This is a genomic window from Cellulosimicrobium sp. I38E (assembly GCF_001647255.1).
Taxonomy (GTDB): domain Bacteria; phylum Actinomycetota; class Actinomycetes; order Actinomycetales; family Cellulomonadaceae; genus Cellulosimicrobium; species Cellulosimicrobium cellulans_E.
In genome coordinates, this window is record NZ_LUAZ01000016.1 from 44,866 (window position 1) to 59,647 (window position 14,782).

General features: G+C 73.5%; 9 protein-coding genes. 7 read left to right on the forward strand and 2 right to left on the reverse strand.

Annotated elements, in window-relative coordinates:
- Positions 1-4 precede the first annotated feature (4 nt).
- Positions 5-1,801: an ABC transporter ATP-binding protein gene (locus A0J59_RS05105; RefSeq protein WP_064315422.1), complete on the forward strand. Its 1,797-nt coding sequence runs from the start codon at positions 5-7 to the stop codon at positions 1,799-1,801.
- Positions 1,798-3,531 (forward strand): ABC transporter ATP-binding protein, encoded by a 1,734-nt coding sequence (locus A0J59_RS05110; RefSeq protein ID WP_064315423.1) that lies wholly within the window; start codon positions 1,798-1,800, stop codon positions 3,529-3,531. The genes A0J59_RS05105 and A0J59_RS05110 overlap by 4 nt, the downstream gene beginning before the upstream one ends.
- Positions 3,532-3,618: 87 nt before the next feature.
- On the opposite strand, the gene A0J59_RS05115 is transcribed toward A0J59_RS05110, so the two are convergent.
- Positions 3,619-3,912, reverse strand: coding sequence for a hypothetical protein (locus tag A0J59_RS05115; RefSeq protein ID WP_047233063.1), 294 nt, complete (start codon positions 3,910-3,912; stop codon positions 3,619-3,621).
- A 489-nt stretch (positions 3,913-4,401) separates the two neighbouring features.
- Here A0J59_RS05115 and A0J59_RS05120 point away from each other — a divergent pair, with 489 nt between their 5' ends.
- Complete coding sequence (locus tag A0J59_RS05120; protein ID WP_064315424.1) at positions 4,402-5,304, forward strand: hypothetical protein; 903 nt, start codon at positions 4,402-4,404, stop codon at positions 5,302-5,304.
- 72 nt (positions 5,305-5,376) lie between these two features.
- On the opposite strand, the gene A0J59_RS05125 is transcribed toward A0J59_RS05120, so the two are convergent.
- Positions 5,377-6,270, reverse strand: a complete 894-nt coding sequence (locus A0J59_RS05125; RefSeq protein WP_053369645.1) for an SURF1 family protein — start codon at positions 6,268-6,270, stop codon at positions 5,377-5,379.
- 150 nt (positions 6,271-6,420) lie between these two features.
- Here A0J59_RS05125 and A0J59_RS05130 point away from each other — a divergent pair, with 150 nt between their 5' ends.
- The 4 genes from A0J59_RS05130 to A0J59_RS05145 all read left to right on the forward strand — a co-directional run bounded on the left by A0J59_RS05130 (position 6,421) and on the right by A0J59_RS05145 (position 14,714).
- Entirely contained in the window at positions 6,421-8,625 is a 2,205-nt protein-coding gene (locus tag A0J59_RS05130; protein ID WP_064315425.1) for a DUF11 domain-containing protein, read from the forward strand.
- Positions 8,626-8,767: 142 nt separating this feature from the next.
- Positions 8,768-11,269: a phosphoketolase gene (locus A0J59_RS05135; protein ID WP_047233061.1), complete on the forward strand. Its 2,502-nt coding sequence runs from the start codon at positions 8,768-8,770 to the stop codon at positions 11,267-11,269.
- On the forward strand, positions 11,266-13,458 hold the full coding sequence (gene pta, locus A0J59_RS05140; RefSeq protein WP_047233060.1) for a phosphate acetyltransferase: 2,193 nt from the start codon (positions 11,266-11,268) through the stop codon (positions 13,456-13,458). Before A0J59_RS05135 ends, pta begins: the two co-directional genes overlap by 4 nt.
- A complete protein-coding gene (locus A0J59_RS05145) occupies positions 13,455-14,714 on the forward strand; it encodes an acetate/propionate family kinase (RefSeq protein WP_043656335.1) in 1,260 nt (419 codons plus the stop codon). The genes pta and A0J59_RS05145 overlap by 4 nt, the downstream gene beginning before the upstream one ends.
- Positions 14,715-14,782 lie beyond the last annotated feature (68 nt).

Consider the following 14,782-nt stretch of genomic DNA (forward strand, 5'->3'; position numbering starts at 1 on the left):
CACCGTGCGACCCCTCCCCCTCCCCGACCCGGGGACCCCCGACCTGCGCGGACCGACGCGCTACCTGCTGTGGCTGGCCAGGCGCCAGTGGACCGTGCTCACCGTCTCCGTGCTGCTGGGCCTCGCCAACTTCGCGTGCCAGGCGTTCCAGCCGTACATGCTCGGCCGCGCGCTCGACGAGGGGCTGGCCGAGGGGTTCGGGCCGGAGCTGTGGCGCTGGGCGGGTCTCCTGCTCGCGCTGGGCCTGGGGATCGTCGTCACGGGCGTGACGCAGCACCGGTTCGACATCGCGAACTGGCTGCGCTCCGCGCTCACGACGTCCCAGCTCGTGGGCGACGTCACCGCGCGCTCCGGCGACGCGATCACGGAGGAGCTGCCCACGGGCGAGGTCGTGTCGACGGTCGCGAGCGACGCCATGCGCGTCGGCCAGCTCTTCTCGATGATGGGCCAGTTCCTCGGCGCGCTCGGCGCATACGTCGTGGTGGCCGTCATCATGCTCTCGACGTCGCTCCAGCTCGGGCTCGTCGTCGTGCTGGGCCTGCCCGTGGTCGCGGCCGTGCTGGCCCTGCTCGTCAAGCCGCTCCAGCAGCGGCAGGCCGCGCAGCGCGAGGCGCAGGGCCGCCTCACGACCCTGGGCGCCGACACCGTCTCCGGCCTGCGGATCCTGCGCGGCATCGGCGGCGAGGGCGTGTTCGTCGGCCGCTACGCGCGCCAGTCGCAGAAGGTCCGCGAGGCCGGCGTGAAGGTCGCGCACACGCAGGCCACGCTCGACGCACTCCAGGTGCTCCTGCCGGGCCTCCTCGTCGTGCTCGTCGTGTACCTCGGCGCGACGGCGGCGCTGGCGGGCGACATCACGCCCGGGCAGCTCGTCGCGTTCTACGGGTACGCCGCCTTCCTCGGCTGGCCGCTCCAGGTCGCGACCCAGATGCTCAACATCGCCACGCGCGCCCACGTCGCGTCGCGCAAGATCGTGCGCGTCCTCGCGGTCGAGCCCGCCGCGGGCGCGACCCCGGCGACCGCGCCCATGCCGCCCGAGGGCAGCCCTCTCGTCGACGAGACGAGCGGCCTCGTCCTGGAGCCGGGCCGCGTCGTCGCGCTCGTGTCCGCGGACCCCGACGCGTCGGCGGCCGTGGCGACGCGCCTCGGCCGGTTCGACGACGCCACGGAGGCCGCCACGCCCGTGCGCCTCGGCGGGACGCTCCTCGCCGACCTGGACAAGCACGCGCTCCGGCGCCGGGTCGTGGTCGCCGAGGCGACGCCGCAGCTGTTCTCCGGCGCGCTGCGCGACGAGCTCGACCCGCGGGGTTCCGCCACGGAGGCCGACGTGCTCGCCGCCGTCACGGTCGCCGACGCCCACGACGTGCTCGACTCCGTCCCCGACGGCCTCGCGGGTGAGCTGCCCGAGAAGGGCCGGTCGCTCTCGGGCGGCCAGCGCCAGCGCGTCGCCCTGGCGCGCGCGCTGCTCACCGAGCCCGAGGTCCTCGTGCTCGTCGAGCCGACGAGCGCCGTCGACGCCCACACCGAGGCACGGATCGCCGCGAGCCTCGCGGACGCCCGGCGCGGGCGCACGACGCTCGTCGTCACCGCGTCGCCGCTCGTCCTCGAGCACGTCGACGAGGTCCTGCTCCTCGAGGGCGGTCGCGTCACCGCGCGCGGCACGCACCGCGACCTCGTGGACCGCGCCCACGCGCCCGGCGCCGCGCCGGACGACGACGCGGCCCGCTACCTGCGCGTCGTCGGGCGCTCGCTCGACGAGTCCCCCGTCCTCGCTCGCACCGCACCCGAAGGAGGAGAGTCGTGAAGCTCCCCGTCGCCGACGGCCCCGCCGTCCGCGCCGCCGCCGGGCGGCTCTTCGCCCGCCACCGCGGCACGTTCGTCCTGATCGCCGTCCTCCATACGCTGGCCGCCGTCGCCGGGCTCGTCGGGCCGTGGCTGCTCGGCCGGCTCGTCGACGCGGTCACCGAGGGCACGACCTCGTCCTACGTGACGACCGTGGTCGCCGTCGGCGCTGGGGCCGTCGTCGCGCAGGCCGTGCTGCGCCGGTACGCGCAGCGCCTCTCCATGGTGTTCGGCGAGACGGTGTTCGCCGAGCTGCGCGAGGACCTCGTCGAGACGGTGACCTCGCTCCCGCTGTCGACCGTCGAGCGCGCCGGCACGGGCGACCTCGTCGCGCGCACGACCAACGACGTCGACCGGATCCAGCACGCGGTGCGGTTCGGCGTGCCGCAGCTCCTCGTGGCGGTCGTGACGCTCGTCCTCACGGTCGTGGCGTCGGTCGTCGTCGCGCCGCTGGTCGCGATCGCGCTGTTCGTCGGGGTCCCGCTGCTCGTCGTCGTCTCGCGCTGGTACCTCAAGCGCGCGTCGGCGGGCTACCAGCGCGAGGCCGCCGCGTACGCGACGCTCAACGGCACCATCACGGAGAACGTGGAGGGCGCACGCACGGTCGACGCGCTCTCGCTCACCGAGCGGCGCAAGGCCCGTGTGCGCGCCGACCTCACCGAGGCGTACGAGTCGGAGAAGTACACGCTCGGCCTGCGCACCGTGCTGTTCCCGGGCATCGACCTCGCGATCGCGATCGCGCCCGTCGCGGCGCTCGTGTGGGGCGCGTGGCTTCTCTCGCAGGGGCAGACGACGCTCGGCGCGGTCGCCACGGTGACCACGTACGCGTTCCAGCTCGCGGGGCCGGTGTGGAACCTCATCTTCTGGCTCGACGAGATCCAGGTCGCCGCGGCGTCCTACGCCCGCATCGTCGGCGTCGCGCAGGTGCCGGGCGACCGCACCGCGACGGGCGACGTGCCCGACGGCGACCGGCTCGTCGCGCGCGACGTCGAGTACGCCTACCGCGAGGGTCACCCCGTGCTGCACGGCGTCTCGCTCGACCTCGAACCGGGCGAGCGGCTCGCCGTCGTCGGCCCGTCCGGCGCGGGCAAGTCGACGCTCGGGCGCATGCTCGCCGGGATCCACCCGCCCACGGCCGGCTCGGTCCGCTCGGGCGGCGTACGGCTCGTGGACCTCCCGCTGGAGGACCTGCGGCGCGAGGTCGCGCTCGTCACGCAGGAGCACCACGTGTTCGTCGGCACGCTCGCGGACAACCTGCGGCTGGCCAAGGTCGACGCGAGCGACGCCGAGCTCCGCGACGCGCTCGACGCCGTGGACGCGCGCGGGTGGGCGGAGTCCCTGCCCGACGGCCTGGAGACGACCGTCGGGTCGGGCGGGCACGTGCTCACGCCCGCGCAGGCGCAGCAGGTCGCGCTCGCGCGGCTCGTGCTGCTCGACCCGCACACGCTCGTGCTCGACGAGGCGACGTCGCTCCTCGACCCGCGCGCGGCGCGGCACCTCGAGCGCTCGCTCGACGCCGTGCTCGCGGGCCGGACGGTGGTCGCGATCGCGCACCGCCTGCACACCGCGCACGACGCCGACCGCGTCGCCGTGGTCGACGGCGGCCGCATCAGCGAGATCGGCCCGCACGACGAGCTCGTCGCGGCGGGCGGCGACTACGCGCGCCTCTGGCACTCCTGGCAGCAGGAGTAGCCGGACACGCCGGTGCCCGGTCGTCGTCGCGACGACCGGGCACCGGCGCCCTGCGACGTCAGACCATGACGCTCGACCGCGTCGGGGTCAGAAGCACGTGACGTTGATCGAGACCGAGGCGTTGCTCGATGACGCGTACGCGGTCCCCTGGCCGTCGTAGTCGTACAGGGTGACCGACGCGCCCGCGCTGTTGCTCGCGCTCCTCGTCGTCCCGTTGACGGTGAGCGTCACGTTCGTCGGCGCGCTCGCGGTGACCTTCGCGTCGCGGGTCCCGCAGTTGTACGGCGTGGACCGGCTGGCAGCGCTCGCGCTGGCCGCCGGGACCAGGACGAGGCCCAGCGTGACGGCTGCTGCCGCCAGAGGTGCAAGACGCTTCTTCATGGAGTACCCCCGTGTCTCTCGGACCGCCGGGCGACCTCGACCGGCGGACGATTCGGACGCACTGCCCGAATCGCGATAAGACTGCAGTCCGTACTTACGTCCGGCAACCCCTGTGTCAGGTGTTGAGACGGACGCGCTCCCTCCCGTCCGGAGGGCTCCCCGCACGACCACCGGCCCGCGAGATCGACCCCCAGGTCTCGAGATCGACCTCCTGAGGGCCGATTTCGGACGCTCGGGTCGATCTCGCGGGTTCACTTGTCCACAGACCACGGCATCGCGCCCCACGCCATGCCTGTATCGACGACGCTCGGCACCATGCCGAGCGACATCCCGCCGAGCGTCGCCCTGTCCCGTGACACGCGACTCCACGACACCCCGCCCCGAGCGGACCTCGACCGAGACCTCGTGCCAGGCCGCACGTCGCCAGACGACCGTCCGGCTACCGCGTCGTCCGACGCGACGCTCCGACGCCCCGGTGACGACCGACGCATGGAGCGTCCCGCCCCACCGACGGCGACCCGCTTCTCCGAGGAGCGGCGCACGGAGCTCGCGCGCCGCACACGAGCCGGAACCCTCGACCGCGTCCGGCGCGGCGTCTACCTCCCGCCGGTCCCTGACGACCTGAGCCCCGCCCAGCTCCGTCGCGAGCTGGTGCTGCGTCGCGTCAGCGCCGTCGCCGAGCGGTTGTCGAACGCGTACTGGTTCAGCCACACGAGCGCCGCGCTCCTGCACGGGTGCTGGACCTGGCGCCTGGCAGACGTCGTCCACGTCACCCAGCTCCGCCCGCCCAAGGCGGCGCAGACGCGAGAGCCGACCTTGCGGCGGCACTGGACGGACCTCCCGGACCGCGACCGCGCCGTCGTCACCGGCCTCCCGGTCACGACGCTGGAGCGGACGGTCGTGGACTGCGCCCGGTCCCTGCCGGGCGCGCAGGCACTGGTCGTCGCCGACTCGGCCCTGCGTGCCGGCGCCGATCCGGCGGTGCTCGCCGTCCTGCTGGCGGAGGCGGTGGGAGGGCGCGGTGTCCGGGGCGCGCGGGCCGTCGTCGGGCTCGCGGACGCCCGCGCGGAGTCTCCGGGCGAGTCGGTCGTGCGCTGGATCCTGCACGAGGCCGGGCTGGCCGCTCCCGTGCCCGGGCTCGAGGTCCCGACGTGGCGCGGGAACCTGTGGGTGGACCTCGGGTGGCCGGAGCACCGGGTCGCGGTCGAGTTCGACGGTGCGGTCAAGTACTCCGGCGGCGGGTTCGGGGACCCACGGTCACGCCTGCAGCAGGAGAAGGTGCGGCACGACGCGCTCGTCGAGGCGGGATGGGTCGTGCTGCGCGTCGTCTGGGCAGACCTGGGCGACCCTGCGGCGATCGTGCGTCGCGTCGAGCGTGCTCTTCGTCGGTGACGGCTCCGCGGGGTGGGGCCCGCGCGTGGAGCCGCGGTCTGCGAGATCGACCCGTAGGTCCGAGATCGACCCTCAGGAGGTCGACGTCGAGCCGGGCGGGTCGATCTCGGTGGGGTCGGGCAGGCCGGCGATCCCGGTGCCGTCGCCGCGCGTGCGGCGCTTGCCACCCGCGGCCTCGTCGCGCACGAGGCGGACCCACAGCAGCACGGCGAATCCGCCGAACACCCACCACTGCAGCGCGTAGAAGAGGTTCTGCAGGTTGAGGCCGGTGCCGCCCTCGATCATCGGGCGCGGGAGCTGCGCCGGACCGCCCTCGGCCGCCGACGGCTGCGCCGGGTCGGACGACAACAGCACGAGGTACCCGGAGTACATCGGTCCGCCCCACTCGTTGACGAGCGCCCCGGTCGAGATGGCGTCGGTGCGCCCGGGCGCGGTCCCGCCCTGGCCCGCGGCCTCCGAGGCCTGGAGGTACCCGGTGAGCCGCACGACGCCGTCCGGCGGGTCGAGCGCGGCGCTCTCCTCGGGCGTCTCGACCCAGCCGCGGACCACGGGCAGCACGGGCGCGCCCGAGAGGTCGGCCCACGACGCGCCCTGCGTCCCATCGTCGGTCACGTGCAACGGCGTGAGGACGAGGTAGCCCACCCGGCCGTCGAGCGCGCGGTCCTCCACGAGGAGCTGGCCCTCCGGGTCGTACTCCCCCTCGACCCAGGCCTGCCGGCCGACGAGCTCACCGGGGAAGGACGACTGCGGCGGGAGCAGCACCCCGACGCCCTCGGGCCCGGCGGCCTCGAGCTCCGCGGCCTCCTGCTGTGCCGCGAGCTCGGCGCGCTGCTGCGCGCGGTCGAGCTGCCAGACGCCGAGCCGTGCGCACACGGCGGCGGCCAGGAGGAACAGCACGAGCAGACCGACCACGCGGGGCTGGCGGGCGACCGCCCAGAACGAACGCGGGGCGGTGGGCTCGGGCACGAGCCCACGGTAACCGGGCCTCGTGCGAGAACCCGCATCGCGGGCGTCGTACCGGGCGAACCTCACACCGGTGTGGTCCGATGGGGAAGCACGGGGGACGAGACGGGGACGACACGCCGGCGACGGGGCCGGTGCACGAGAGGAGCATCCGTGACGCACCGAGCCCGACGCCACCGCCTGCGGTTCGCCGCGACCGCCGCCCTCGTGCTCGCCGCGGGCGCCGTCGCCGTGCCCGCCACCGCGGCGGACTTCCCGATCGAGGAGCCGTTCGGGAGCACGACGCCGAACGACCCTGCCTGGGTCCCGTTCGGGGAGGCCACGCTGACGGGCGAGGGCGACGGCTGGCTCCGGCTCACCGACGTCGACCAGACCAACGGGGGGTTCGGCGGCTACGTGCTCGACAGCCCGTTCCCGACGGACCTCGGCGTGGTGGTCGAGTTCGAGTACGCGACGTGGGGCGGTCAGGAGCTCGGCGGCAACCGGGGCGACGGGTTCTCGTTCTTCCTCATGGACGGGTCCTTCCCCGCGGCGGTCGGCGGGGACGGCGGGTCGCTCGGGTACACGTTCCTCCAGGGCGGGTACGCGGGCGTCGGGTTCGACGAGTTCGGCAACTTCTCGGCCGGCGTCGGCGGCCCGGGACCGCAGCCGGGATTCGTCTCCGTGCGCGGCTCCTACGCCGCGGACATCCCGTGGGGCTACCTCACGGGAGTGCCCGGTCCCGGGGATACCGTGGAGACTGTGCCCCCGGGCGGTGGTGACCCGAGCCGCGAGTTCGTCCGCACGGTCCGGGTCGTGGTCACGCCGGCCCCGAACACCGACCTCCTGTCCGTCTGGAGCGACACCGGGCCGGGCACCGCGCTCGAGCCGCTCATCAGCGAGTTCGACATCGGCGGCGCCGCCGGCCAACCGGCCCTGCCCGCGATGTTCAAGCTCGGCTTCGGGGCGTCAACCGGCGGCGCGACGAACTACCACGAGATCCGGAACCTGCGCGTCGTCGTCCCGACCGTCCTCACCGTCGAGAAGACGACGAGCACGCCGGTCGTCGAGTCCGGCGGCCAGGTGTCCTACCAGCTCGAGGTGACGAACGAGTACGTCAACGACGTCGTCGGCGCCCGCGTGGTCGACGCCGTCCCGGCCGGGCTCACCGACGTCACCTGGACCTGCGCCGCGACCGGCGGCGCGGCCTGCGGCACGGCCTCGGGGTCGGGCAACGCGATCGACACGACCGTCGACCTGCCCCGGCTCACCGGTTCCACGCCCACCGCGTCGGCAGTCCTCACCGTGACCGGGACCGCGCCGTTCGTCGACGACCAGACGGTCCTGACGAACACCGCCGAGGTCGTCGCGCCGCCCGACCGCGAGGACCTCACGGAGAACACCTCGAGCGTGGACGTGACGGTGCTGCCCGCCGCCGACCTCGCGGTCGCCAAGGAGCTGACCAGCCCGTCGCCGCTCGTGCTCGGCGACCTCGTCGAGTACGTCGTCGACGTGACGAACGAGGGACCCGGCGACGCCCGCGGCGTCGTGGTCGCCGACGCCCTGCCGGCGGCGATCGACCCGGCGAGCGTCGTCGCCGAGGGGTGCACCCTCGAGGGCACGACGCTCGTGTGCCCCGTCGGTCCCCTCGCCGCCGGCGCGGGGGCGTCGTTCACGATCACCGGCACCGTCGGGCCCGACCCCGCGGCCTGCTCGGCGGGCGACGTCGTGCAGCGCGCCCGCGTGACCTCGACGTCTGGCGACCCGGACCCGTCGAACGACGTCGCCGAGGTCACGGCGCCGTGCGTCGTCCCGGTCGCGCTCTCCGTCACGAAGACGGGCCCCGCGCAGGTGACCGGGGGCGCGGAGCTCCGGTGGGAGGTCGTCGTGACCAACGACGGCCCCGCGGCGGCACCCGGAACCGTCGTCCAGGACGCCGTGCCCGACGCCGTCACCGGCGTCTCGTGGACGTGCAGCGTCTCGGACGGGTCGGCGTGCGACGCGCCGTCGGGCACCGGGAACGACGTCTCGACGACGGCGACCGTCCCCGCGGGAGGGACGGCGACGGTCGTCGTGACGGGCACGGCACCCCCGGAGGGGGGCACGGTGACGAACACCGCGACGGTCGAGCCGTGCGCGGCCTGCGTCGACGGTGGCGACGGTCCGCGCGAGGCGACGGCGACGACCACGGTCACCGCCGTCCCCGTCCCTGGCCCCGGCCCTGGCCCGGGCCCCGAACCGCAGCAGCCTGATACGTCCGGGCCCGGCCTCGCGACGACCGGCGTGGACGTCGTCGCCGCGAGCGCCGCGGCCCTGGTCGCCGTCGCGCTGGGCGCCGGGCTCGCGCCCCACGGCAGCCGGGCCCGCCGCCGGACCTGAGTCCCGGGACCTAGGACCTTTTCTGCGGTCCCGGGCGGACGTCACACCGCCCGGGGCCGTCACGAACCGTGCAGGGCCTCGGTCGATGCGGTTGTATGAAGCCGTAGTCGTTCACGAACCCTTCCCCCTGCAGGAGCGTGAGATGAGCACGACCACCGCCACCGAGTCCACCGCCTGGCGACCCGCCGAGGTCGCCCCGCTCGACGACGACACCCTGCGTCGCGTCGACGCCTGGTGGCGCGCGGCGAACTACCTGTCCGTCGGGCAGATCTACCTGCTCGACAACCCGCTGCTGCGCACGCCGCTGGACCGCGACGACGTCAAACCGCGCCTGCTGGGCCACTGGGGCACGACGCCCGGCCTCAACTTCCTCTACGCGCACCTCAACCGCGCGATCGCGCAGCGCCGCCAGTCCACGATCTACGTCGCGGGCCCCGGTCACGGCGGTCCCGGCCTCGTCGCGAACGCGTACCTCGAGGGCACGTACTCCGAGACGTACACGGACATCACGCAGGACACCGAGGGCCTGCGCCGGCTCTTCCGCCAGTTCTCCTTCCCCGGCGGCATCCCGAGCCACGTCGCGCCCGAGACCCCCGGGTCGATCCACGAGGGCGGCGAGCTGGGCTACGCGCTCTCCCACGCCTACGGCGCCGCGTTCGACAACCCCGACCTGCTGGTCGCGGCGGTCGTGGGCGACGGCGAGGCGGAGACGGGCCCGCTCGCGACGAGCTGGCACTCCAACAAGTTCGTCAACGCGCGCAACGACGGCGTCGTGCTGCCGATCCTGCACCTCAACGGGTACAAGATCGCCAACCCCACGGTGCTCGCGCGCATCAGCGACGACGAGCTGCGCGACCTCATGATCGGCTACGGCCACACGCCCTACTTCTTCACGGGCGGGTTCGACGGCGAGGACCACTTCGAGGTGCACCAGCGCTTCGCGAAGCTCCTCGACGAGGTGCTCAACCACATCGCGCAGATCAAGGCCGACGCGGCGGCGGGGAGCGACGAGCGTCCTGCGTGGCCCATGATCGTCTTCCGCACGCCCAAGGGCTGGACGTGCCCGCCCGTCATCGACGGCAAGAAGACCGAGGACTCGTGGCGCGCGCACCAGGTGCCGCTCGCGAGCGCGCGGGACACCCCGGAGCACCTCGACGTGCTGCGCGGCTGGCTCGAGTCCTACCGGGCCGACGAGCTGTTCGACGAGGACGGCCGCCTGCGCGACGACATCGCCGCGCTCGCCCCCGAGGGCACGCTGCGCATGAGCGACAACCCGCACGCCAACGGCGGTCTGCTGCTCAAGGACCTGCGGCTCCCGGACTTCCGCGACTACGCCGTGGACGTCAAGGGACCGGGCAGCGCGATCGCCGAGTCGACGCGCGTCCTCGGGCAGTGGCTGACCGACGTCGTGCGGCTGAACCCGGACAACTTCCGGATCTTCGGGCCGGACGAGACCGCGTCGAACCGGCTCCAGGCGGTCTACGAGGTCACGGACAAGCAGTGGAACGCCGACTTCTTCGGTCCCGACGTCGACGAGCACCTCGCGCGCGCGGGCCGGGTCATGGAGATGCTCTCGGAGCACCAGTGCCAGGGCTGGCTCGAGGGCTACCTGCTCACCGGGCGCCACGGCCTGTTCACGAGCTACGAGGCCTTCATCCACATCGTCGACTCGATGTTCAACCAGCACGCGAAGTGGCTCAAGGTCACCAACCACATCCCGTGGCGCCGGCCGGTCGCGAGCCTCAACTACCTGCTCTCGAGCCACGTGTGGCGCCAGGACCACAACGGCTTCAGCCACCAGGACCCGGGCTTCATCGACCACGTCGTGAACAAGAAGGCCGAGATCGTCCGCGTGTACCTGCCGCCGGACGCCAACACTCTTCTGTCCACCTACGACCACTGCCTGCGCTCTCGCCAGTACGTGAACGTCGTCGTGGCGGGCAAGCAGCCGGCGCCGCAGTTCCTGTCCATGGAGCAGGCGATCGCGCACTGCACGCGCGGGCTGGGCATCTGGGAGTGGGCCGGCACCGAGGTCGAGGGCGAGGACCCGGACGTGGTCCTGGGCTCCGCGGGTGACGTGCCGACGCTCGAGGTGCTCGCCGCGGCGGACATCCTGCGCCGCCGCATCCCCGACCTCAAGGTCCGGGTCGTCAACGTCGTGGACCTCATGCGGCTCCAGGACGAGAACGAGCACCCGCACGGCCTGTCGGACAAGGACTTCGACACGCTCTTCACGTCGGACAAGCCAGTCATCTTCAACTACCACGGCTACCCGTGGCTGATCCACCGCCTCACGTACCGCCGCACCAACCACGCGAACATCCACGTGCGCGGCTACAAGGAGGAAGGCACCACCACCACCCCGTTCGACATGGCCATGCTCAACGACATCGACCGCTATCACCTGGTGATCGACGTCATCGACCGTGTGCCGTCCCTGCGCTCGACCTACGCGGGTCTGCGTCAGGAGATGGTCGACGCGCGGCTGACGGCCCGGCAGTACACCCGCGAGCACGGGGAGGACATCCCCGAGGTGCGCGACTGGGTGTGGCCGGACGTCGGCGAGACGGCGACCGAGGAGGGTGGCCCGCAGTACAACGGCGCGAGCGCCGCCGTGCAGGACACCGGAGGAGACAACGAGTGAGCGACACCGCTCGCAGCATCTACATCACCTCGCCCGAGGGCGAGACGGGCAAGTCCACGATCGCGCTGGGGGTCCTCGACCTGCTGGTCCGCAAGGTCCAGCGGGTCGGGGTCTTCCGGCCGGTCACCCGGGCCGTCGGTCCGGACGTGCAGGACTACGTGCTCGAGCTCCTGCTCGCGCACGACGGCGTGGACGTCACCGCCGAGCAGGCGATCGGCGTCACGTACGAGGACGTCCACGCCGACCCCGAGGGCGCGCTGTCGCAGATCGTGGCGCGCTACCACGAGGTCGCGCGCCAGTGCGACTTCGTCGTGGTCGTCGGGACGGACTACACGGACGTCGCGGGGCCGACCGAGCTGTCGTTCAACGCACGCGTGGCGGCGAACCTCGGCGCGCCGGTCCTCCTCGTGGTCTCCGGCAAGGGCCGCACGCCCGACGCCGTGGGCAACCTCATCGAGGTGAGCGTCGCCGAGCTGCGCTCGCAGCACGCGCAGCCCATCGGCGTCGTCGCGAACCGCGTCCAGCCGGACGACCTCGACGCGGTGCGCGCGCTGCTCGGGTCGCTCGGCCCGGACGGCGAGCCGCTCACGGGGGCGGGGACGCCGTCGGGCCCGACGGCGGAGCCCGCCCCGGGCGCCCGGCTGCCCGGCTGGGCGGTGCCCGAGGACCCGTTCCTCGACGCCCCGACCGTGCGGATCCTCATGGAGGCCGTGGGTGGGACGCTCGCGTTCGGCGAGGAGGAGCTCCTCGCGCGCGAGGCGACCGACCTGCTCGTCGGCGCCATGTCGTTCGAGCACCTGCTCGACCGGCTCACCGACGGCGCCGTCGTCATCACGCCCGGCGACCGGGTGGACATCCTCATCGGTCTGCTCGCCGCCCACTCGGCGTCCGGTTTCCCGTCGCTCGCGGGCGTCATCCTCAACGGCGGGTTCTTCCCGCCCGAGTCGACGGCGCGCCTCGTGGCCGACCTGGACCCCAGCCTGCCGATCATCCGCACCGACCTCGGGACGTTCCGCTCGGCGAGCGCCGCCGCGAGCGCCCGGGGCCGCGTGACCAAGGAGTCGCAGCGCAAGGTCGACACGGCGCTCGCGCTGTTCGAGCAGAGCGTCGACGGCGCGGCGCTCCTCGCGGGGCTGGACGTGCCGCGGCCCGAGGTCGTCACGCCGCTGATGTTCGAGTACGAGCTGCTGTCCCGCGCCCGCGCGGACCGCAAGCACGTCGTGCTGCCCGAGGGCGACGACGACCGCATCCTGCGCGCCGCGTCCACGCTGCTCGGCCGCCAGGTCGCGGAGCTGACGATCCTCGGCGAGGAGCAGAAGGTCCGCGCCCGCGCGGCCGAGCTCGGCCTCGACATCGACGCCGCGCACGTGGTCAGCCCGCACGACCCGGAGCTCGTCGAGCGGTTCGCCGCGGAGTACCAGCGGCTGCGCGCGCACAAGGGCATGACGCTCGAGGAGGCGCGCGAGCGCGTCCAGGACGTGTCCTACTTCGGCACGATGATGGTCCACCTCGGGCTCGCGGACGGCATGGTGTCGGGCGCGAAGCACACGACGGCGCACACCATCAAGCCGTCGTTCGAGATCATCAAGACCCAGCCGGGCGTGTCCGTCGTCTCGTCCGTGTTCCTCATGTGCCTCCAGGACCGCGTGCTCGTCTACGGCGACTGCGCGGTCATCCCCGACCCGACGGCGGAGCAGCTCGCGGACATCGCGATCTCCTCGGCGGCGACGGCGCAGCAGTTCGGCGTCGACCAGCGGGTCGCGATGCTGTCGTACTCGACCGGCGAGTCCGGCTCGGGGGCCGACGTGGACAAGGTGCGCCGGGGCACCGCGCTGGTGCGCGAGCGGCGCCCCGACCTGTTCGTCGAGGGCCCGATCCAGTACGACGCGGCCGTCGACGCGTCCGTCGCGGCGTCGAAGATGCCGGGCTCGGACGTCGCGGGGCGCGCGACCGTGTTCATCTTCCCGGACCTCAACACGGGCAACAACACCTACAAGGCGGTCCAGCGCTCGGCGGGCGCCGTCGCGGTGGGCCCGGTCCTCCAGGGCCTCAACAAGCCGGTGAACGACCTCTCGCGCGGCGCGCTCGTGCAGGACATCGTCAACACCGTCGCGATCACCGCGATCCAGGCGCAGGCCCCGGCCGACGCCGCCGACCCCACCTCTGACTCCCAGGGAGCCACGTCATGACGATCCTGCCCGAGGGCGAGCGCCCCAACCCCTACAGCGCGTACGGCGCGCACGGGTCCGTGCTCGTCATGAACTCGGGGTCGTCCTCGCTCAAGTACCAGCTCGTCAACCCCGTCGGCGGCGAGGCGATCGCCGCGGGCACGATCGAGCGCATCGGCGAGGAGTCCGGGATCATCAAGCACCGGTTCGCCGGGAACACGACGACGCGCGAGGAGCCCGTCGCGGACCACGGGCACGCGCTGCGCATCGCGCTGAGCATGTTCGACGAGGTCGGCCCGACGCTCTCGGACGCCGACGTGTACGCGGTGGGGCACCGCGTCGTGCAGGGCGGCTCGCTGTTCGCCGACCCGGTCCTCGTCGACGACGGCGTGCTCGAGCGGATCCGCTCGCTGTCCCCGCTCGCGCCGCTGCACAACCCGGCGAACGTCAAGGGCATCGAGGTCGCGCGGTCGCTGCTCGGCGACGTGCCGCACGTCGCGGTGTTCGACACCGCGTTCTTCCAGCGGCTGCCGCAGCACGTCGCGACGTACGCCCTGGACGCCGAGGTCGCCGAGAAGTACGCGATCCGCCGCTACGGCGCCCACGGCACGAGCCACCAGTACGTGTCCGGGAAGGTCGCGCGCGTCCTCGGGCGCCGGATCGAGGGTCTCAACACGATCGTCCTGCACCTCGGCAACGGCGCCTCGGCGTCGGCCGTCAAGGGCGGCGTGCCGGTCGAGACGTCGATGGGCCTCACCCCGCTCGAGGGCCTCGTCATGGGCACGCGCACGGGCGACATCGACCCCGCGGTCGTGTTCCACCTCGCGCGCAACGCGGGCATGAGCATCGACGAGATCGACGACCTGTTCAACAAGCGCTCGGGCGTCAAGGGGCTGTCCGGCGTGAACGACTTCCGCGAGCTGCACCGGCTCATGGAGGCCGGCCACGAGGGTGCCCGCCTCGCGTTCGACGTGTACATCCACCGGCTGCGCAAGTACGTCGGCGCGTACGCCGCCGTGCTGGGCCGCGTGGACGTCGTCGCCTTCACCGCGGGCGTCGGCGAGCACGACGCCGAGGTGCGCGCCGCCGTCGTCGAGGGGCTCGAGCCGCTCGGCCTCGCAGTCGACCCGGACCGCAACGCCGTCGACTCCGGCGAGCCGCGCGTCATCTCGCCGGACTGGACGAGCACGCTCGTCATGGTGGTCCCGACGATGGAGGAGCTCGCCATCGCGCGCCAGTCGGTCGAGGTCGTCGAGGCGGCCTCGCGCGCCGGCTGATCCCCGCACGCCCGGGCTCCTCCGGGTGACACCTACGCGGCTCAGGCCGCTCCCCGGCCGGTGAGCCG